Annotated in this window: 21 protein-coding genes; 13 read left to right on the forward strand and 8 right to left on the reverse strand. The window is 39.4% G+C overall.

The genetic code is table 11. From position 1 onward, the window contains the following. Position 1: 1 nt before the first annotated feature. From cpaB to ACM2FC_RS09355, 3 genes are read right to left on the reverse strand one after another with little or no spacing between them, the layout of a single operon-like run. On the reverse strand, positions 2-775 hold the full coding sequence (gene cpaB, locus ACM2FC_RS09345; protein ID WP_498480640.1) for a Flp pilus assembly protein CpaB: 774 nt from the start codon (positions 773-775) through the stop codon (positions 2-4). Positions 776-789: 14 nt separating this feature from the next. Beyond that, entirely contained in the window at positions 790-1,230 is a 441-nt protein-coding gene (locus ACM2FC_RS09350) for an A24 family peptidase (protein ID WP_498480641.1), read from the reverse strand. A gap of 33 nt (positions 1,231-1,263) precedes the next feature. Further along, positions 1,264-1,506 (reverse strand): Flp family type IVb pilin, encoded by a 243-nt coding sequence (locus ACM2FC_RS09355; RefSeq protein ID WP_498480642.1) that lies wholly within the window; start codon positions 1,504-1,506, stop codon positions 1,264-1,266. An 855-nt stretch (positions 1,507-2,361) separates the two neighbouring features. Here ACM2FC_RS09355 and ACM2FC_RS09360 point away from each other — a divergent pair. The 4 genes from ACM2FC_RS09360 (at position 2,362) to ACM2FC_RS09375 (ending at position 6,153) form a co-directional block, all read left to right on the forward strand. After that, positions 2,362-3,084: a phosphatase PAP2 family protein gene (locus tag ACM2FC_RS09360; protein WP_498480789.1), complete on the forward strand. Its 723-nt coding sequence runs from the start codon at positions 2,362-2,364 to the stop codon at positions 3,082-3,084. An 83-nt stretch (positions 3,085-3,167) separates the two neighbouring features. Next, entirely contained in the window at positions 3,168-4,265 is a 1,098-nt protein-coding gene (locus tag ACM2FC_RS09365) for a phosphatase PAP2 family protein (RefSeq protein WP_498480643.1), read from the forward strand. 76 nt (positions 4,266-4,341) lie between these two features. Then, positions 4,342-5,334, forward strand: a complete 993-nt coding sequence (locus tag ACM2FC_RS09370; protein ID WP_498480644.1) for a LacI family DNA-binding transcriptional regulator — start codon at positions 4,342-4,344, stop codon at positions 5,332-5,334. A gap of 75 nt (positions 5,335-5,409) precedes the next feature. Continuing rightward, positions 5,410-6,153, forward strand: coding sequence for a substrate-binding periplasmic protein (locus tag ACM2FC_RS09375; RefSeq protein WP_498480645.1), 744 nt, complete (start codon positions 5,410-5,412; stop codon positions 6,151-6,153). A gap of 73 nt (positions 6,154-6,226) precedes the next feature. Here the strand turns inward: ACM2FC_RS09375 and ACM2FC_RS09380 are convergent, their stop codons facing one another. Continuing rightward, positions 6,227-7,852 carry a glycoside hydrolase family 32 protein gene (locus ACM2FC_RS09380; RefSeq protein ID WP_498480646.1) on the reverse strand — a complete coding sequence of 542 codons (1,626 nt, stop codon included), beginning with the start codon at positions 7,850-7,852 and terminating at the stop codon, positions 6,227-6,229. A gap of 232 nt (positions 7,853-8,084) precedes the next feature. Here ACM2FC_RS09380 and ACM2FC_RS09385 point away from each other — a divergent pair, with 232 nt between their 5' ends. The 5 genes from ACM2FC_RS09385 to ACM2FC_RS09405 all read left to right on the forward strand — a co-directional run bounded on the left by ACM2FC_RS09385 (position 8,085) and on the right by ACM2FC_RS09405 (position 13,249). Beyond that, on the forward strand, positions 8,085-9,530 hold the full coding sequence (locus ACM2FC_RS09385) for a sucrose-specific PTS transporter subunit IIBC (protein WP_498480647.1): 1,446 nt from the start codon (positions 8,085-8,087) through the stop codon (positions 9,528-9,530). Between the two features lie 119 nt (positions 9,531-9,649). Then, positions 9,650-9,940: a putative quinol monooxygenase gene (locus ACM2FC_RS09390; RefSeq protein ID WP_498480648.1), complete on the forward strand. Its 291-nt coding sequence runs from the start codon at positions 9,650-9,652 to the stop codon at positions 9,938-9,940. Positions 9,941-10,122: 182 nt separating this feature from the next. Beyond that, positions 10,123-10,308: a YodC family protein gene (locus ACM2FC_RS09395; RefSeq protein ID WP_498480649.1), complete on the forward strand. Its 186-nt coding sequence runs from the start codon at positions 10,123-10,125 to the stop codon at positions 10,306-10,308. 261 nt (positions 10,309-10,569) lie between these two features. Beyond that, positions 10,570-12,285 carry an NAD-dependent malic enzyme gene (locus tag ACM2FC_RS09400; protein ID WP_498480650.1) on the forward strand — a complete coding sequence of 572 codons (1,716 nt, stop codon included), beginning with the start codon at positions 10,570-10,572 and terminating at the stop codon, positions 12,283-12,285. Positions 12,286-12,511: 226 nt separating this feature from the next. Next, a complete protein-coding gene (locus ACM2FC_RS09405; protein ID WP_498480651.1) occupies positions 12,512-13,249 on the forward strand; it encodes a polysaccharide lyase family 7 protein in 738 nt (245 codons plus the stop codon). 128 nt (positions 13,250-13,377) lie between these two features. On the opposite strand, the gene ACM2FC_RS09410 is transcribed toward ACM2FC_RS09405, so the two are convergent. Further along, entirely contained in the window at positions 13,378-13,593 is a 216-nt protein-coding gene (locus tag ACM2FC_RS09410) for a DUF2798 domain-containing protein (RefSeq protein WP_498480652.1), read from the reverse strand. Between the two features lie 106 nt (positions 13,594-13,699). On the opposite strand from ACM2FC_RS09410, the gene ACM2FC_RS09415 reads away from it, so the two are divergent. The 3 genes from ACM2FC_RS09415 to ACM2FC_RS09425 all read left to right on the forward strand — a co-directional run bounded on the left by ACM2FC_RS09415 (position 13,700) and on the right by ACM2FC_RS09425 (position 16,112). Continuing rightward, complete coding sequence (locus ACM2FC_RS09415; protein ID WP_498480653.1) at positions 13,700-14,584, forward strand: LysR substrate-binding domain-containing protein; 885 nt, start codon at positions 13,700-13,702, stop codon at positions 14,582-14,584. Positions 14,585-14,705: 121 nt separating this feature from the next. Next, on the forward strand, positions 14,706-15,323 hold the full coding sequence (locus tag ACM2FC_RS09420; RefSeq protein ID WP_498480654.1) for an isochorismatase family protein: 618 nt from the start codon (positions 14,706-14,708) through the stop codon (positions 15,321-15,323). 96 nt (positions 15,324-15,419) lie between these two features. Continuing rightward, complete coding sequence (locus ACM2FC_RS09425) at positions 15,420-16,112, forward strand: pirin family protein (RefSeq protein WP_498480655.1); 693 nt, start codon at positions 15,420-15,422, stop codon at positions 16,110-16,112. Between the two features lie 280 nt (positions 16,113-16,392). Here ACM2FC_RS09425 and ACM2FC_RS09430 read toward each other — a convergent pair whose 3' ends face one another. Next, positions 16,393-16,929: a cytochrome b/b6 domain-containing protein gene (locus ACM2FC_RS09430; RefSeq protein ID WP_498480656.1), complete on the reverse strand. Its 537-nt coding sequence runs from the start codon at positions 16,927-16,929 to the stop codon at positions 16,393-16,395. Positions 16,930-17,127: 198 nt separating this feature from the next. Here ACM2FC_RS09430 and ACM2FC_RS09435 point away from each other — a divergent pair, with 198 nt between their 5' ends. Next, entirely contained in the window at positions 17,128-17,514 is a 387-nt protein-coding gene (locus ACM2FC_RS09435; RefSeq protein WP_498480657.1) for a cytochrome b562, read from the forward strand. Between the two features lie 63 nt (positions 17,515-17,577). On the opposite strand, the gene gloA2 is transcribed toward ACM2FC_RS09435, so the two are convergent. Both gloA2 and ACM2FC_RS09445 read right to left on the reverse strand, forming a co-directional pair. Further along, positions 17,578-17,961, reverse strand: a complete 384-nt coding sequence (gloA2, locus tag ACM2FC_RS09440) for an SMU1112c/YaeR family gloxylase I-like metalloprotein (RefSeq protein WP_498480658.1) — start codon at positions 17,959-17,961, stop codon at positions 17,578-17,580. Positions 17,962-17,972: 11 nt separating this feature from the next. Beyond that, the gene (locus ACM2FC_RS09445; RefSeq protein WP_498480659.1) at positions 17,973-18,902 is read right to left on the reverse strand and encodes a LysR family transcriptional regulator; all 930 of its coding nucleotides are present in this window, start codon (positions 18,900-18,902) and stop codon (positions 17,973-17,975) included. Positions 18,903-18,947: the final 45 nt, after the last annotated feature.

Genomic DNA, 18,947 nt, shown 5'->3' on the forward strand with positions numbered 1-18,947 from the left:
CCTATTGAATTTTCATTTTGTCTGCGCGGTATTCTGCAACTGCGTTGAAGTGGGGTAATACATCGCCAGAGTCTGCTTGTAAGTCATAATCCGAGTATTGACCCACGGCTTTATTGACTTCGATTGCGGAGACTTGTTGGGCAACAGCCATAGTGGTGGCCTGCTTTCTAGTGAGCTCAAGAACCAATGTGGCTTTTTGTTCTTTTTTATCTGACTTTTCGGCTTTTTGATTTTTAACCTGTAAGACTTTAATCGCAGTAAATAGGGGCGTAACATAAACTGAATTGCTGTCAGATTTTGATTTAGCAAAACCACTTGAATTCGCCTTCTTGCCTGTAACAGACAGAATATCGACAAAACTACCGTTGGTAATACCACTATCAGCAACGAGCTTTTTATCTACATTAATTGCGAATGGAACGTGGTTTTTTGCAATGATGTAGTTTACGTAATCGTCTTGATTTGGTTGAACTAAATCGCTAGCAACAATGTAACTGCCTTTAGTTAGTTCATGGCGAAAAACAGTGCCTTGTTGCAAGCGAAGTTGAACACTTGTAGCAAATCCTAGACTGCTTGCTTCGGCTTGGGATAATTTCTGGGTGAGCAACATGTGTCGAGTTGCTGGCTCACCAGGTTTGACATCCTGATTCAATCGCCAAACTTGAATCAATACTTCAGGTTTTTTCTGTGGCTTGGGAGAAAAAGAGCCAACGGCACCGTATATCCCAATAATAATAGCGGCAAAAGCCACTACAATAAGAATTTTAGATTTCACGAGTAATACCTTATTTAAAGCGATGCAGCAATGCCAACAAGACAACCAATGCATATTGGAACCCCAAAGGGTACGCCATTGCTTATTAGTTTTCTGTCTTTCTTTATTTTCGCTAAAATATATTGAAAGATCCCCAAAAAGCCACCCAACAAAATAATGATATATAATGTTGTTAATGAGTGGTTTGGGCTAATTGCAATAAAGAAAGCGGTAATAAGCTTTATATCACCTGCCGCTATGATGCCCATCAAAAATAAAACATACCCAGCCAAAAGTAAGAATATGACATAGCCTATATTGAAATTATTATGGCTCTGCAATGAAATTATGATTGATACAGCCATAACGGCAAGGCATGAGCTATTACTTATTTTTCTATGTTTTATATCTTGATCTATTATATATATAGATATGGTGGCTAAAGCCAGCCACCAAAGATCTATTGAGCTAATCATGATGTATATGATTAAGTTAAATTTTTAGTAATATTAGCTGCCAGTAGCAATAGTAGCTGCTGAAGAAATATAACCAGAGATCGCTGTTAGAGTACTTTCAATGTTAGATTGCATACCCGTAGTGTACATCCCCACATATACTGCGGTGGCCATTACTGCAGCAATTAGAGTATATTCAATGGCTGTAACACCACGTTCATCATTTTTGAATTTTTTGAAAGAATCTTTTGCTTTCATTAAAGTGATGTTTGCATGCGTATATACTTTTGTAAGCATTTTAAATTACCTATTACGAATTGATAAATATGTTAAATATAAGATTAATATGTTTTTGTATGAGTGGAAATTAATTATATATTAAAAGGTAATACGTAACTATTACAACTCATTGACGGAATGAATTCTATTTTTTTAACATTGCTAGATCAATAGGTAACAGGCTGGATTAATTTAAAGAGGAGTGATTTACTGTAATAAGTATATGAAATGGAATGAGAATTTATATTGAATTTTTTTTCTTATTATTTTTGGTATTAAATTTTTCATAAAAAAATTTAGTTATTTGTACGTATTTAACCCTGAGTTAACTTTTGTTCTGATATTTATGTTCAGATCTATGTTGTAACTGTTCTCTTTAGGTTGTGTAATTATGGTTAATAACCTTTACATTTGAATAGGTTTCGTTGTTATTACATACCTTTCATTGCTCTATTAATGATGTTATTTATATTAATCAATTGGTTAAATTGTTAACCCGTAGTTAACCCTAAACAGAATACTATTATATCGTTATAGTTAGTTATTTACCTACGGCCACTCTTTTTGGCATGTTGAGAGTGGCTTTTTTTCTTGGTTATAATGTTTAGTTAGAAGTTTTTAATAATGAATTTTATAAATAGTAAGGAGTCTAAACCTCGATATCATCTCCTTGATATGCAAGATATTGTAATGTTTTCCGTAATCGGAATGATATTCTTATTGGGGTTTTATAGTAAGATTTATAATTCAATCTACACTAACTTTCCTCAACCAATGGATGATGTTTTTCCAACACTATATTTCCTCTTTATCGGCATTATAATTGTGATGATACTATTGTCAAAGCGATTTGAGAACTCTATGAAAGTATCGATGCCAATATTGCGATATTATTCGTATTATTTTTTGTCATGGTTGGCTGTCTACTATTGTTTGAGCGTCAGGTTAACTCCGTTTCCAGCAATTGATTCCAGCTTATATGCTGTAGATCAACTCTTAGGGATAAATCAAAACGCCATATTAGCATGGGTACATCAAAGTGAAATCTTAGTAGTTATACTCGCATTCGCATATATATCTTTAAAGTTTCAGCTGATAATCATACCGATGTATATTTTAGTCTCATTTAGCACCGATACTCGATATCGATTTTTACTAAAGATTCTACTCGCCGATTTTATTGGGATGTCAATATATTATTTTTTCCCAACTGCATCACCAGCAAGTGTATTAAGTCATCAATATCTAGTTCCTGGGCAGATAAATCTTGCGCTAGAATTCGCACAGCTTCACGCAGGCATTATGCCTAATGTGAGTGGTAATGGACTTATAAGCTTCCCATCTTTCCACATTATATGGTCTAGTTTATTAACTTATGAAATGAGGAATAGAAAGTTTATATTTTATCCTCTACTATTTGTTAATAGCATTTTATGTTTCGCAACATTTTTACTTGGTTGGCATTATTTTGTCGACATTGTTGGTGGTTGGGTTTTAGTAGTTATTCTCGTCTACTTAGTAGATCATCGGGTTCGCTTGAACTCTAGTTTAATATCCAATATTACTCGAATTAAAGATTTCGCCTTTTGTAAGTAAGTTCTAAAAACCAAACTTTAAAACAAAGGTTTTTAACAGTATTTCTAACGGCGTAATTTCATTTTACCTTAATATTAAATGCTATGAAACTATTAATAAAACGCAACCGATCTATTGATGTTGCAGTCAACAATAGCAATAAGACTTGGCCAAACTTAGCCAATGATCTTTTAGACAAGCTAGGCCCAGTATTTCCTTCGAGATGTTACTCAAGTGGACACTTACCGCTAAAGGAAGGTGTGGTGTTGTTGGGTATATTATTGACTACAATACTGTTTGGTTTATACGCAAAACATGTGAATACATATATTACTCATTATCTAGTAATCACTCCGATTCAGATAGAAGAACAAACAGTCAAATATATGTTTTTTTTTGCAGTCTTAAGCTATGTTTCAGCATTTTTGAAAGCCTGGTCAAAGCTAAAGTTTCCTAAGGCAGTTTGGTCTGTAGTCAGCTTTGTGTCATTCTGCTTAGCCGTCTGGTTAGTCGAAGTCTATGTAGCAACCAGTATCCGACAAACTCCGTTTTCTCCAATTGACATTCATTTGTATGCGATTGATCAGTTACTTGGTATAAACCAAAATAAAGTGCTCGATTGGGTTGCTCAATATCAGTGGCTAAAGCAAGCCTTGGACTTTGCTTATGGCTCTTTGCTATACCAATTTATGAGCCTTCAGGCTTTTATGGCTTTGTTTTTTTGTGATAAAGAAAAAGTCCGCTTCCTTTTGATTTTATCTTTTGTAAATGTCTTTGGTGCAGCCATTTACTATTTCTTTCCAACAGCTTCACCCGCAAGTATTTTGAACCACCAGCATTTGTTTTCTGGTCAGATTAACCTCGCGCTTAACTTTACTCAGATTCGAGAAGGCATCACGCCGGAAGTTATAGGTAAAGGTTTGATCAGTTTCCCTTCATTTCATGTCATTTGGTCTACATTGCTTATTTATACGTTTCGCAAAATTAAACTCATTTTTTATCCATTGCTTGCTTTAAACTTTGGGCTTTGGTGCTCGACTTTTCTGTTAGGTTGGCACTACTTTGCCGACATTTTAGGTGGCTGGATGGTCTTGGGGATATCGATAGCGTTCGTCAATACGGTAGTAATGAAAAAGGGGAATTTATTACGAGCTAAACGAGCCAATCAAAAACCTTCAACTGCCAGTGCTCCGCAATATTAGGTAGGTATACCTAGTAGCTAATTTGCTATAGCATATTAGCTTAATAATGCTTGATAAAGAGAAGTTTAGGACAAATATGGCTAGCTTACATGATGTAGCTCGATTGGCAGGTGTATCAAAATCTACCGTTTCGCGTGTGGTTAATGATGAGTATGGAGTAAAGGACTCTACCAAAGTAAAGGTTCGCAAAGCGATTGAAGAGTGCGGCTATGTTGTTAATCAGGTAGCCAAAGATTTGAAGAGCCGTAAGACCAACTTGGTGGGAATAATTGTCCCTAGAGTGTCTTCAAATGCTGTTTCTCAAGGTGTCGATGGACTTAGCGGGATTTTTGATCAAGCGGGTAAGCACGTACTGTTGGCTAATACGAACCAAGATCACAACAAAGAGCTGGAATACATACAAGTCTTTAACCAGAAACGAGTAGAAGGCATTGTACTTTTTGCTACTCATTTAGATGACCGCTTAGTTAAAGCAATTAAGCAATCTGCAGCGCCAGTTGTGTTGGTTGGGCAGGATGGGTCGTTGTTTGATATCCCTAGTGTGATTCATGACGATACTCGAGTGGGCTTTGAAGCCGGTAATCGTTTAATCAAAGCTGGTTGTAAAAAAGTGGGCTTTATCGGTGTGCAAAGTGATGATGTTGCTGTCGACGTAGAGCGTTGTAACGGGTTAGAGAAAGCCTTATCTCTAAATGCATTAACTTTGGTTTTTCATGTTCACGGTGATTTTTCTATAGACTCTGGTTATGAATTAGCTAACCAGCAATTTGGTCAAACACCAGATTTAGATGGTATTTTTTGTGCTACGGATCGTATCGCCGTTGGTGCCATTAAAGCGCTTCGAGAGTCTGGCGTTGAGGTGGGAAAACAGGTGAAAGTATTAGGAATTGGCAATGATGAACTTGCTCATATAAGTAGCCCAAGTTTGTCCACGTTCAACTATGCTTTTGATAAAGCAGGGGAAAATGCAGCTAAAATGCTACTGGATCGTATCGAAGGAAAAGGTCGAGAAATGAGTAAAGTAGTGCTAACTTTTGATAGTGTCATTAGAGAAACATGCGATAGCTAAATATCATTAATTTCTTAGTATGCTCCAATCGCTTGCCTATGCTTATTCATAATTTTTTAAGATGATTGGTTTCTTATGAATAAATGTGCCTTATTCTTCTGTCTATTTCTGTCGACGACCGCATTCGCGGGTGAGATAAAGTTATCAACGGGTAATGGCTTTGAACCATTTAGTGATAGCTCTATACCCGGTGGAGGCATTGCAACCAGTATTATCGAACACGTTTACCGAGCACAAGGGACAGATGTTAAAGTTGAATATCAGCCTTGGGCTCGTGCCTATCGTGATGCTAAAGTGGGTTTATACACAGGCACATTCCCTTTGATAAAAACGCAGGAACGACAAAAGGACTTTCTGTATTCCGATCCAATCATTATTACAAAATCGAAGTTTTTCACACGTAAGGACTTTCCTCATCAATTGAACATTATTAAAGACTTAGCTGGTAAAAATATCACTTTATGCAATCCTCTAGGCTGGTCAAATAGTAAAGAAATTGAATCGATGGTAACGAGTGGTCAGTTAAAAAGGGTAAGCCCTAAAACATTAAAGGACTGTTTTAATATGGTCATTATCGGGCGAGCGGATATAGTCGGAGCGCTGGAGGAATCTGCGCTCTGGGCCATTAAGGGAAACTCTGATTCTATTGATGACTTTAAAGTGTTTGATATTAACAAGAAAATTATCAGTTTGTACTTGTTAATGTCGAAGGAAATAAAAAACTCGCAAACTCAATTGGTTATTTTCAACAAGGGAATCAACGAAATCAAACAAAATGGTCAATATCAAAAACTAATTGATGACTACTTTAAAGATTAACTTGTACTATTGGTTCGAAAATCATCGAAGCGAATTTATTTATTCTTTAGCTGATCAGTCCCTAGTATTGATCCTAAATGAATGGTGTCGAAAACGGAGTTATTTTTCTGAAAGTCGCTGCGGCTTCGCCTCCAATCAGTGACACCTTGGTTGCATTCGACGGCGTGAAGACTCTACCACTCATCACTTGCTTGCCTTGATTAACAAAAATTTCCAGTGACGAATTATCGGCAAATATTGTTAGGTCTATTTTATCCCCTATATCGGTGAGCTCTCTTATTGTGTCTCCTTGCCTAATAGAGGTTTGGCTACGATCAAAAATAAGGCTTTGTTTAGTAGAGTTGTACACAAGGTCTACATATTGTTCGCCATTATCCATTAAACGCAAAGTGCAATCTTGGTCTAAGCAGAGCGAAAGCTCAAAGCTTTTGGTTCCTAGGTCTGTAAAGCTTGCGTCTAAATGCAAAATTTGAGGTTTCTCTTTAAGTTTGTCGATTTCACGTGTTGGCCACTGATAGATATCACCATCTTTAAAAGTCAGCTCACGGACCGCGGTAAGTTGATGTATCCAACCATTTTCCACCGTGGGGTGTTCAATATCGTCAGGTAGCCCCATCCACCCAATCATCACTTTTCTACCATCTTTTGCGGTCGCTGTTTGAGGGGCATAAAAATCAAAGCCGTGATCGAGTGTCCATTGCTTTTCGAATGTAAACGACCCGTTGTCGTGTTCATTGATTAAGAAGACAGCATTTCGATGAATATTAGAATCATATTCACTATCAGCTGATATACCTTGTGGGCCAAATGCAACAAATAACTGATCCTGTAGTTCAAAGAAATCAGGACATTCCCACATGTAGCCGAAATCACTTAGTTCTTCACCGAGCACTCCTTTATAGTCCCAATTTTTCATATCGACTGACTGATAAAGGGCAAGCCTACCTTTGAGTTGCTTAGTTTGAGCGCCAAGCAGCATATTCCAATATCCATTTCGAAAATAGATTTTTGGATCACGAATGTGAGGCGTGAAATTTGAGGGTATGTTGTTAATTATCGGCCCAAGCTTTTCAAATCTGACTCCATCAATGGATTTAGCTACGCATTGGGTTGTTTGTCTGCGGCGTTCTTCACCTAGTCGACTGTTGCCAGTATAAAATAGGTAAAGATCCTTGCCATCGCTTATCGCATGCCCTGAAAAAGCACCATGGCTATCGTACCAATCTGAGGGTGTTAGTGCGGGTTCGTGCCATCGCCAATTGATTAAATCTACGCTTGTAAGGTGCGCCCAAAACTTGTCTTTATGACTGCACGAAAATGGGCTCCATTGGTAAAATAGGTGATATTTTGTGTCGTGAAATATGAACCCGTTGGGGTCGTTGAGCAAACCTTGCGGTGGAGATATATGCCAACTTGGCCTGAAGTTACATGGTTTTGCTTTAATCTTGCTGATGTTCTCAGCATACCTCTTTGATAGATCTCGACCTATATGATTGAGTAATGGCAGATCCAAATTACGTTCTAAAGGTGATTTCAATTGCCACTCTAGGTGAACTTTCTTCATTGTCGCGTCATTTGGCAGCAATGTTGACTCAACAGGCTTCGTAAGAGACAGAGTTAAAAACTTATCACCGTCAATTAATACTCGTTGAATATTGTCTAAGCCGCCAACAACATCAATCAATTGTAGTAGTGACATCTAATTCTCCTTCCTTTATGGGAACGTTGTCTAATTTATCGAGAAAGAAACCTGGTCGCAAGCTTTCCTGTAAATATTTCTAATTAAATATGAATTATCCTCAGGCTATCGCTGTTTTTGACTACGATGATCACATAAATATTTCGTTTTGGTTTTAACGTAGAAAAATATGTGTATAAATTGCAAACGTTCCCTAAATTAACGAACTACATCATCTAAAAGAAGGTGACATATGGACTATCAAAAGATTGCAACACAACTTCTCGCAAGCTTGGGAGGGAAGGAGAACATACAGGCTTTAGCACATTGCGCTACTCGGCTCAGGCTTGCTTTGGTGGATGAGAGTGTGGTTGATGAAGCGGTAGTCGCTGAGATTGATGGCGTGAAAGGGCAATTTAAAGTTGCTGGGCAATACCAGATAATTTTGGGTTCTGGAACGGTTAACTCGGTATATGCTGAGCTTGCCAAGCTAACTGGACTAAGCGAAATGTCTACCAAGGATGTCGCGAGTGCAGGAGCAAAAAAACAAAATATTTTTCAACAGTTAATCAAAGGACTATCGGATATCTTCGTTCCCATTATTCCAGCTATTGTAGCGGGTGGCTTGTTGATGGGAATATATAATGTCTTGACGGCTCCCGGTTTGTTTATCGATGGTAAGTCCGTCATCGATGCTAATCCTGGTTTGGTTGATTTTGCGAGCATGATTAATACGTTCGCCAATGCTCCTTTTGTTTTCTTGCCTGTTCTGTTAGGTTTTTCTGCAGCGAAAAAGTTTGGGGGTAACGCTTTTCTCGGTGCAGCGCTTGGTATGCTGATGGTCCATCCAGATTTGCTGAATGGTTGGGGCTTTGGTAGCGCATCTGTATCAGGAGCGGTGCCATCTTGGAATATTATGGGCTTTGAAATTCAAAAAGTTGGATATCAAGGTTCTGTGCTACCTGTTCTTGTTTCTACCTATATTTTAGCTAAGTTAGAGCTGGGACTAAGGAAGATTATTCCTTCTGTCTTGGACAACTTATTAACTCCACTTTTAGCCATTCTAATCGCTGGGTTTGTGACCTTTGCATTTGTTGGTCCTGTAACAAGGGATCTAGGATTTTTATTGGGTGATGGCCTAAATTGGCTATATGAATCTGCTGGTGTCATTGGTGGTGCAGTTTTTGGTTTAATTTACGCGCCTTTCGTTATTACTGGTATGCACCATAGTTTTATCGCTATTGAAACCCAACTTCTTGCGAATATTGTTACGACAGGTGGTAGCTTTATCTTCCCGATTGCTGCTATGTCTAATGTCGCCCAAGGTGCAGCTTCATTAGCTGTAGGGACGATCACAAAAGACGTTAAATTGAAAGGCATCGCTATCCCTTCTGGGGTGACTGGTTTATTAGGCATAACAGAGCCAGCGATGTTTGGTGTGAACTTAAAGTTGCGTTACCCTTTTGTAGCGGCCATGATTGGGGCGGCAACGTCGAGTGCATTCATCACTTTCTTCCAAGTAAAAGCTCAAGCTTTAGGGGCGGCTGGTATACCAGGCATAATTTCAATTAGTCCCGATAAAATTGTTTATTACGTCATAGGTATGGGCATTTCATTCGCTGTAACATTTGTTGTTACTATTATGTTTGCTCAAAGAAGCGCCTACAAAGAGGCTAAATGCGCCAAAGCATCAGCTTAACTGTATGACTGAGATATAATATTCCACGATATTGTATTAACATTCCACTAGTTCTTAGTGGGATGTTTTGCTATATCTAGTGTCCTTAAATTGTATTTTGAAAACATAAAGGATACGTCATGGCCGATCTCACGATTGTTGCGAACATTATCGCCAACGAAAACAAAATCGAACTGGTGAAATCTGAGTTACTAAAGCTTATTGATGATACTCGCGCTGAAAAAGGTTGTGTAAATTACGACTTGCATCAGGACAATGAAAACCCAAAACATTTCTTATTTTTTGAAAACTGGACGACACGCGATCTATGGCAAGATCACATGCAAAGTCAGCATATCGCAAGGTTTTTAGACGCGACAGAAGGTGCCGTAGAGTCATTTACCGTTAATGAGATGACCAAAATAGGCTAGTTCGGCGCTTTCCAATCACATTAATAGCAGTGAAAACATTTTATTATCGATTTAACTTGGAATGTGTTTCCACTGCTCTATTCCACATAGGTAGTAATTGAGCATAAATGAAACGGTTTGATAGCTGTGCTACTATTTTAGTAACAATAACGTAATCAGTTAGATGGCAAAGGATGGTAAGTATGTTCGAAATCGGTGACATTGTTCGTTTGAAAACAGGTGGCCCCGATATGGTGGTGGAGTCCTACCAAGAAGGGCAAGATAAACTGCAATGCAGTTGGTATGAAGAAGATGAAAAAGTGCAAGGTGTTTTTGCTGAGTCGTCATTAGAAAAAGGTGGTCATACTCACTTCGCAGAGTTTTTCTAATTTTCTTTGAAAGTTAACATCACTTTGGGCCGAATTTAATATCGAAGGGCGGTCCTTATTCCCTCGCGCATTGCTTATTGTATAAAGATTCCTCCCAATTATTAGTGCTTCTGATATTTGTCATTAAAACACTTCTTTATAGTAGTTCGAAAAATCCCTATTCACTGCTTTTGATCACAACATTTGTCCTTATTCCTCATTAGACTACATGCGATTTGAAACACGCCCTAAGGGCTATAAAAATACGTCTGTGGAGATGTTATGACTGTAGGAAAATACTTGCGTTGGAAAGACTCTAAAGGTAACGAATTTCGTCCTGTATCACTTTCCGGAACCGATTTGCTGAACGATAGAAATCTAAATAAAAGTACAGCTTTTAGCTATGAAGAAAGAGAACTGTTTAACTTAAACGGCCTTCTCCCTCCTAGAGTTCAAACCTTTGAAGATCAGATTAAACGTGTTTACCAAGGCTTTAAAAATGCTTCAACAGATATTGAAAAATATCTTTTTTTAAGATCGTTGCAAGACAGAAACGAGACTTTGTTCTATGCGTTAGTTAATCGTTATGTCGAGGAAATGACACCGATTATTTACACACCCACTGTAGGAAAAGCTTGTCAGGAATTTAGTCACCGCTATCAAAAAGCACGTGGCCTCTATGTGACAGAAGAAAACGTAGAAAATATGGGTGAAATGGCACGTCATTTTGCTAACCAAGATATTAAGATCATTGTAGTGACAGATAGTCAAGGCATCTTAGGCCTAGGTGACCAAGGAGTAGGGGGCATGGGTATCCCAATTGGTAAGTTGTCGCTATATACTTTAGGTGCCGGTATTCACCCGACACAATGTTTACCTGTTGCTTTAGATATTGGTACTGACAATGCAGATCTTCTGTCTGACCCTATGTACTTAGGCGTACCGAAGAAGCGTATTCGTGGCGAAGAGTATCGCGCATTCATTGCGAAATTTGTTGAACAAACTAAGCGTCATTTCCCGAAAGCTGTGTTGCAATGGGAAGACTTTAGTAAAGCGAATGCGTTCGACAATTTGACGGAATATGAAGATGTTATTCCTTCATTCAACGATGATATTCAAGGTACTGGCTCGGTTGTATTGGCAGGCATTATTAACGCTACAAAAATCAAACATGAAAACTTAGCTGATCAAGTTTACGCGGTGTATGGTGCTGGAGCAGGTGGCGTTGGCGTTGCTGATCAAATCTTTGCAGGTTTGCTTAAAGAAGGTCTTTCTCATGAAGAAGCACGAGCGCGCATCTTTACTTTAGATTCTCGTGGTGTAGTGTTTGACAATCGTGAAGGGTTGGACGAATACAAGAAACGTTATGCGAAGTCTTGGGAATTGACAAAAGATTGGCAGTTAGAAGGGGAAGGAAAAGTCAGCCTTCAAGATCTACTCAACAACGTGCCTGTTACGGTATTGCTCGGTTGTAGTGGTGTAGGCGGTGCATTTACTCAACAGCATATAGAGAAAATGCATACGCATACTGAAAGACCGATTGTTTTCCCACTATCAAACCCAACGTCTAATTGTGAGGCGCTTCCTGAAGATATCTATCGTTGGACTAACGGTAAGGCTATTGTGGCAACCGGCAGCCCATTTGATGATATTGAATTTGAAGGGAATACATATCGTATTGGTCAGGGTAACAATGTGTTTATCTTCCCTGGTGTCGGCTTGGCTGCGATTACTGGCGAAGTGCAAAAAATCACTATGGATATGTTTACCACCGCTTCTTTCGCATTGGCAGAGCACGTGAGTGAAGAAGACTTAGCGATGGGCTGCGTGTATCCGAAAATAAGCGAATTAAAAGAGGTAACGCTGAAAGTTGCAACTGAAATTCTAGAGCGCTTAAGAGAAACAGACGCAAACAGTAGCCTACGAGACAAAGATATTCACCACGAACTCGCTTCCCACATGTGGGAGCCAGTTTATCTACCTTATCGTAGGGTTTAAATCACCTTCAAGGCTTTTATCGAAATAAAGGGTCAGTTTGGTGCTGATCCTTTTACGTTTATCTAATCAGTCTTTATTAGAAACATTGATGTCTTCAATTTAACCTCAGTATATCTCTAGCTAAGGTTAAACTGGGCTGCAAAGTGAAGACTCTTCTGTAAAACTTTTGCCTCAGCCGAAGGTCAAAGCAATTGGAGTTTCTTATCAATTGTATTGAGGTGTTGCAATGTCGTTATATATAAAACCCGATTTTCTAAAACTTGCTGTTGTCGGTGTATCGGTGTGTCTCAGTGGGGTAGCCATGGCTAAAAGTGCACCGTATTTCCAAGGAAATGTTTACCAACAAGTACTATCAATGTCTAAGTTACAAGCCCCTTTTAGTGAGACATCAATAGATATGGGAGGCTTTGCGTCCCCCAACGCGTTCAATGATTTCTTCTATATTCCAGAGACTCCACCGTTTTGGATGACGTTTACCGCGACAGGGGATCATCACCGTTCTGAACTTCGCGAAATGGATAATTGGTATGTTTCTGATATCACACCGCATGAGCTAACAGCTCAAGTTCTATTACCAAATCACATTGATAAAAAAATGAAAGAATTTACCTTTTTACAAATTCATGGTTTGAATAAGTACGTGAATAAGCCTCTATTAAGAATGGTATGGAAAAAAGAGAATCACGGGGAGAAAGACCATTTGTGGGCTGCAATTCGTGAATCCAAAGGTGTAGAAGGGCATTATAAGTGGATAGATTTGGGTAAGAAGCCTAATCATGTGCAGTCTTATAGGGTTCGTGTTAAGAAAGACAAGTTATCCGTTTGGGTTAACGGTAAGGAAAAGGTTGATCATTTTGACGTGAAATCTTGGGCTAATACGCCAGTCTATTTTAAAGCCGGTGTTTACCTGCAAAGCGATGGTACAGCAACTACACAGTTTAAGTCAGTGAACTTTTATTCATGAACTAGTGCTGCTTTGACAGCAAATAAATGAAGAGATGGCTAACTGTCATCCCTTCTTTTATATCTAATCTGAGCATCTTTTTCTTTACATAGAAATTCAACTAACTCCGCTCTGCATCATAGCTATATTCACGGTAATATAAGTTTTACGACATGCCGTGCAAAAGTTTGAACAATGGAAATAGCGGGTAGAGCAACAATTAAGCTCACTAGCCCACTCGATGCCCATGCCCCTAGAAATTCTTCGTTGAATCCGACATTAATTAATGTCATCGCAAAAGACATAATCGCAGACATTCCAGTTGCAATAATTAAAGTAAAAAGTCTCGATTGATTCTTCGTCATAGCCCGTCTCACAGAGTTAAATACTTGACTAAAACGCTAAACTGTTTCATTTGATGGGTAAATAACCTATATTGGAAATCACTATCTTATAAATGGAACAATCTGGATGCAAAACCTCAACGATATGGCAATTTTCGCTCAAGTAGTGATGCAAGGGGGCTTTTCCGCTGCGAGTAAGTCGGGTAATTTGCCAAAATCTACAATAAGTCGCAGAGTGTCTCAATTAGAAGAGCGTCTTGGGGTTCGATTGCTTGAAAGAACAACACGAAAAATCAGTTTAACTGAGATTGGAGAGGTTTATTACCACCACTGTAGACAGATGCTTGAAGAGGCTGCTCTCGCTGATTCTTCGGTTGATCAAATATTGGAAAAACCGCGTGGACGTTTGCGCGTGAGTGCGACAACAAACGCAGCTCAATATTTACTCGCCCCTTACCTAGCAGAGTTTTTTGCACTTAATCCAGATGTCCAAGTTCAGTTAATGATGACGAATAGGCAAGTCGATTTAATAGAGGAGGGGTTTGATGTCGTTATACGGTTTGGAGAGCTTGAAGATTCGACATTGGTTTCCAAACTATTGGGAAAGAGCCAAATATCTTTGTACGCGAGCTCTGGCTATTTAAGTAAGTATGGTACGCCGAAGACTTTAAAGTCCTTGGCAAAACATGATTTATTAATCATGAGTCGTTTTACTCGTGAAGGGTATTGGGCTTATTGGGGAGATGCTGACATGTCAAAATTTGCGCTTCCCGTTTTGTTTGAAGCTGACGACTTTAGTGTGCTGTATGATTTGGCTCTGGCTGATACTGGAGTTGCAACACTTCCTAGATTTATGGGAGATAATAATTCTCAGCTAGTGAACCTAATCCCAGATAGTTCTCCGCCACTATCCGAATTACACGCAGTCTATCCTAGTCGCAGAGGAGTTACTCCGAAGCTGCGAGCTTTCATTGAATTTATCGAATGTAAAATCGGTCAAGCCTTAACCTAAGATAGCGAGTCTTCAGCTCTATTATTGTTTTATTAATGGAACAAACATTTCCAATTGGTAGTATTAATCCAATATATGGAACGTGATAGTGTTTCTTGGAATCAAACCGGAGGATAAAACCATGCAAAAATTTGATGCAAGTAACACAGCTATTGTATTAGTCGACCATCAAGTCGGTACGCTCAATTGGATAGGTGCCGCTAGTAAAGAAGAAAAGGAGCAAATTGTTAAGTGGGTTAAGTTAATTGTTCGTTTTGCAAAAGGGGCAAGTATTCCTCTTATCTTTACGTCAAGTATGGAAAAGGAAGCAAATGGCCCATTAATACCTGAACTAAGAGATCTAGCAAAAGAAGAATATGACGCTCGAATCATCCGTGAGGGTATTGTTAATGCTTGGGACGATCCCAAATTTGTTGATGCAATCCGCCAAACAGGTAGAAGAAAGCTATTTATGGCTGGCGTTACAACAGATGTTTGCTTGGTACCACCAGCGATCAGTGCGAAAGAAGAAGGGTTTGATGTGATGGCTCTTGTGGATGCATCGGGAGGTTGTGGCCGTTTAGCAGAAGAAGTGGCATATCAGCAAATGACAGCTGCGGGTGTAAAGCTTGGCACCACAATCGCTGAACTGTCTAAAATCGTAGATAACTGGACCAGCCCAGTGGCAGGGCCTTTCTTTGAAGCCTATGCATACGAAGGTGTTCTTGATCTCCTTTCAAGTGAAACAATTGTAAGGTAACTCTTACCTCTACCAATTCACATTATCTGCAGTTCGTGGAGATACAGACAAAGGTATCTCTACATCTAAAATAAATAAGGTATTCAGGTAAGACTTATGCAGCCTTTAAATATTCGGTATAAAGCTGACTTTCCCAAAGAATCTTTCGCTGGTATACGGTCGAATCAAGTCGTACTTGACAGCAAAATTAGCCGACGTCACAACACGCCATATGCACAGGGGTTTAAAGATTTCGTCTATCTTTCCCATGGCATTTTATTGCCAAATAACGGTGTACCAATCCATCCACATCAAGACCTAGATGTGATTACACTATTGGTTGAAGGAAGTGTTTACCACGAAGGGACACTATCTCACCAAGAAACGTTTAAAGGCCCAGGTGGTATTGTTCAACGGTCCGGTACAGGTATGGAACACGCTGAATGGAATATGACTAATCGAGAAGTAGAGGACGTACAAATTTGGTTTTTGCCCCCACAAAGATCGTTAACGCCAGAGGCTAAGTATTACTCTTTTGAATGGGGTAACCAGTATTCGATAATTGGTGGTGAAAAGCAGGATGCATTTAACAGCGATACTCACGGCATCGTTGTACTTGCGCAGCCTAAGCAAGTATTCGTACTAAAAGGGTCGGGTGTGTTGTATTTGGTTAAAGGCGAGGGAAGAGTAAACTCACAACTTATAAAAAGCGGAGGGATAACCTCAGTTCGTGATATTGAGTTTACTGCAGACAGTCCATGTTACCTATTCATAGCGACGGAAAATGATTCGAAGACGAAACTTATGTGAGTTTTTATATTTAGAGGGGGCAATAAATAAAAAAGGATGGCTGTATCCATCCTTTTATCCAGTTATCTTCTTTTAGTTGATAGGGAGTTCGAGCTTGTTTGTTGCCTAGCACTTTTATTCGTGCTTTGAAGCGGCTTTAAGTATCGAGCTTTTCCATATCTGCCGTTAGAGTATGTTTGAACCAAAGCGTCAGTGATTTGAGTGTCAATATGCATGTTAGGCCTCCATAACATTTCAACAAGTCACGAGTTATTTTAAAATCCTTGTGATGACAAATTGGTTAAGCTTTCTTCAGCGATTTGTCAGACTTTCTCTGCCAAAAAGTCATGCCTGAGATGTATGATTTTTTGGTGATTTTTGTCATTAGAATTATCGCACTAACGTGAATTCCTACTGCGATCAGTGTCAAGTTTGCAAACACTTCATGAATACCTTCGAAAGTCTCACCGGCACCAAATAAATTTTGTTCAATCGACCAACCAGTAAAAGCTGTACCCAATAATAACGTCCACATAGTCCATATCATGATTGCCCCTGCTGGGTTGTGCCCTACATGGTCATCTTTTTTGGTCGTAAACACTTCTTTTACATGTGCGATCGCCGATGGAATGGATGGCTTGAATGAGCTTAGCCTTGACGGAGAACGAGCCACCAGCCCCCATAGAAGTCGAATGACTACTGCGGCAGCTACGCCATAGCCAACCCATTGGTGAATTTGGCTACCTTCTTCAGTTAGAAAGTAATTGCTTAAAAATAGTATCGCAACTGTCCAATGCGTAAGTTTGACTAAAATGTCCCATTTATGTACTTGAGCCATCGGTTTCCTCTCCCCATTTGTTTGGTTATAAATAATTTAAATAAGAAAACTTAAGGAAGACTTAAGAGTTAGGACGTATTGTTCTCAAAAGGCCAACACGCCCCAGCGTATATAACTCGTAACAGTTTTTAGTTCTCACTGAAAGATGGGAAGAAGTTAGACTACTGCTTCTCTCGATAAACATGGATTGTGTAAAAAATGAAAAAGTTAGCCATATTGGTCGTTGGGCTTTGTGTAGCATTGGCCATACAAGCGCAAGAAGTGGATCTCTCTGCGACGATGAAGAAAATGAAGTTTGAGTTTAAAAAAGCGGCTCAAGCGCAAACGATCGAAGAGATGAAACTACCAATTGAAAACTTGCGTGAGTTGGTTTTAGTTAGTGAGTCTGGAACCTATCCGAAAGAGAAGCAGACCCTCTATTTAGAGGGCTTTGAAAAGCTTACTATAGCGTTAGATAAGGTTCAGTTGAATATTGATAATGACAATTTTGAGGGGGCTCAGCTAGCACTTCAACAAGTCGACAACCTGAGGGTCGATTATCATAAGCGTCGAAACCCAAGTATTTGGCAAAAGATTTTCGGCTAAAACAAAACAGTCATTTAAAAATAACGCCCACATGTCATCTAGTAATGAATTGTGGGCATTTATCTACTCACCATAAATCTCTAGCGGTAAACCGTCTGGGTCTTTAAAAAATGTAAAGGATTTGCCTGTAAATTCGTCAACACGAATGGGCTCAACGTCTAACCCTTTTGCTTCCAGTTGTTTCTTCGCTTCTTCAACATTCTTGACTTGTAAGGCCAAGTGCCTCAAACCCTGTGCCTCTGGTGAGTTGGGGCGTGCTGGTGGATTGGGAAAACTAAATAGCTCAACTTGGGAGCCGTCCGGCAGTGAGAGATCGAGCTTATAAGAATCGCGTTCTGCTCGATAATTCTCTGCGATGATTTCAAAGCCTAATACTTGAGTATAGAAGTGCTTAGATTCTTGATAATTAGAACAAATGATGGCGACGTGATGGATGCGTTGAAACATGATGATCCTTGTTAAAGTTGAGAAGGGAATTGCGGTGTTAAGTGCTGGTGCATGTAGTCAATGAATACTCTTAACCTTGCTGGCATGTACTTGGTTTGGGCGTACTGCATAGCGACTCCACCATGATAGTTACTTTTAATGGTCCAATCTGGTAAGACCCGGACTACCGTTTTATTTTTTAGTGCTTCAGTAACAACAAAATCATGAAAAATACCGATACCCAAGCTTTCTTTTACGCCTTGCAAACGCATTTGTGACTGGTTGACTGCGTAGCAACCTGAAACAACCACGGTATGAAATTCATCGCCTTTTAGAAAGTCCCAAGTATTGTCATTGGAAGTTTCACCTAGATAAAGGCAGTCGTGCTCGACAAGCTCGATAGGGTGGGCTGGGGTGCCTCTTTTTCTGAGGTACTCTGGACTTGCACATAGAACTAAATCCGTTTTACCTATCTCCCGTAAAACCAAGTTTTCATCGGGTTTATCCGTTAACTTAAACGCGATATCGATATCTTCCTTCAATACATGGATATCTCCATCTACCGCCCGAAGAATTAGACTTATTTTTGGATGAAGGCGTAGGAAAGGGGTGATAAGCGGCTGTAATACCGAGTTTAGAAAGGCTTCAGGTGCGGCGACGGTTATTGAGCCTGATGGCACGGTATGATCTTGCTTTGACACTTCAACCGCTTGTTGGGCCGCATTCAGCATGATATTGGCTTGGTCATACACTTTTTGTCCAGCTTGAGTGATATTGAGTTTACGTGTGGTTCGCTCAAGTAACTTTACGGACAGTGCATTTTCCAAGCGTGTAATCAACTTACTCAATGCTGACGGGGTGACGTCTAGCTTCTTTGCAGCCGCAGTAAAGCTTCCTTCATTGACGACCAAAATGAAACTTGCCAAATCGGGTAGGAGGGAGACCAATTTTGTATTGGGCATAAATGTCGCCTGAAGCCATAAAGTTATGCTGATAATTATCGCTCA

This window comes from Vibrio sp. A37 (assembly GCF_059777565.1).

Bases quoted from the DNA above. Each gene is read 5' to 3' on its own strand.
- ACM2FC_RS09350 (WP_498480641.1), bottom strand. From the start codon at position 1,230: ATGATTAGCTCAATAGATCTTTGGTGGCTGGCTTTAGCCACCATATCT.
- ACM2FC_RS09355 (WP_498480642.1), bottom strand. From the start codon at position 1,506: ATGCTTACAAAAGTATATACGCATGCAAACATCACTTTAATGAAAGCA.
- ACM2FC_RS09360 (WP_498480789.1), top strand. From the start codon at position 2,362: ATGCCAATATTGCGATATTATTCGTATTATTTTTTGTCATGGTTGGCT.
- ACM2FC_RS09365 (WP_498480643.1), top strand. From the start codon at position 3,168: ATGAAACTATTAATAAAACGCAACCGATCTATTGATGTTGCAGTCAAC.
- ACM2FC_RS09370 (WP_498480644.1), top strand. From the start codon at position 4,342: ATGGCTAGCTTACATGATGTAGCTCGATTGGCAGGTGTATCAAAATCT.
- ACM2FC_RS09375 (WP_498480645.1), top strand. From the start codon at position 5,410: ATGAATAAATGTGCCTTATTCTTCTGTCTATTTCTGTCGACGACCGCA.
- ACM2FC_RS09380 (WP_498480646.1), bottom strand. From the start codon at position 7,852: ATGTCACTACTACAATTGATTGATGTTGTTGGCGGCTTAGACAATATT.
- ACM2FC_RS09385 (WP_498480647.1), top strand. From the start codon at position 8,085: ATGGACTATCAAAAGATTGCAACACAACTTCTCGCAAGCTTGGGAGGG.
- ACM2FC_RS09390 (WP_498480648.1), top strand. From the start codon at position 9,650: ATGGCCGATCTCACGATTGTTGCGAACATTATCGCCAACGAAAACAAA.
- ACM2FC_RS09395 (WP_498480649.1), top strand. From the start codon at position 10,123: ATGTTCGAAATCGGTGACATTGTTCGTTTGAAAACAGGTGGCCCCGAT.
- ACM2FC_RS09400 (WP_498480650.1), top strand. From the start codon at position 10,570: ATGACTGTAGGAAAATACTTGCGTTGGAAAGACTCTAAAGGTAACGAA.
- ACM2FC_RS09405 (WP_498480651.1), top strand. From the start codon at position 12,512: ATGTCGTTATATATAAAACCCGATTTTCTAAAACTTGCTGTTGTCGGT.
- ACM2FC_RS09410 (WP_498480652.1), bottom strand. From the start codon at position 13,593: ATGACGAAGAATCAATCGAGACTTTTTACTTTAATTATTGCAACTGGA.
- ACM2FC_RS09415 (WP_498480653.1), top strand. From the start codon at position 13,700: ATGCAAAACCTCAACGATATGGCAATTTTCGCTCAAGTAGTGATGCAA.
- ACM2FC_RS09420 (WP_498480654.1), top strand. From the start codon at position 14,706: ATGCAAAAATTTGATGCAAGTAACACAGCTATTGTATTAGTCGACCAT.
- ACM2FC_RS09425 (WP_498480655.1), top strand. From the start codon at position 15,420: ATGCAGCCTTTAAATATTCGGTATAAAGCTGACTTTCCCAAAGAATCT.
- ACM2FC_RS09430 (WP_498480656.1), bottom strand. From the start codon at position 16,929: ATGGCTCAAGTACATAAATGGGACATTTTAGTCAAACTTACGCATTGG.
- ACM2FC_RS09435 (WP_498480657.1), top strand. From the start codon at position 17,128: ATGAAAAAGTTAGCCATATTGGTCGTTGGGCTTTGTGTAGCATTGGCC.
- gloA2 (WP_498480658.1), bottom strand. From the start codon at position 17,961: ATGTTTCAACGCATCCATCACGTCGCCATCATTTGTTCTAATTATCAA.
- ACM2FC_RS09445 (WP_498480659.1), bottom strand. From the start codon at position 18,902: ATGCCCAATACAAAATTGGTCTCCCTCCTACCCGATTTGGCAAGTTTC.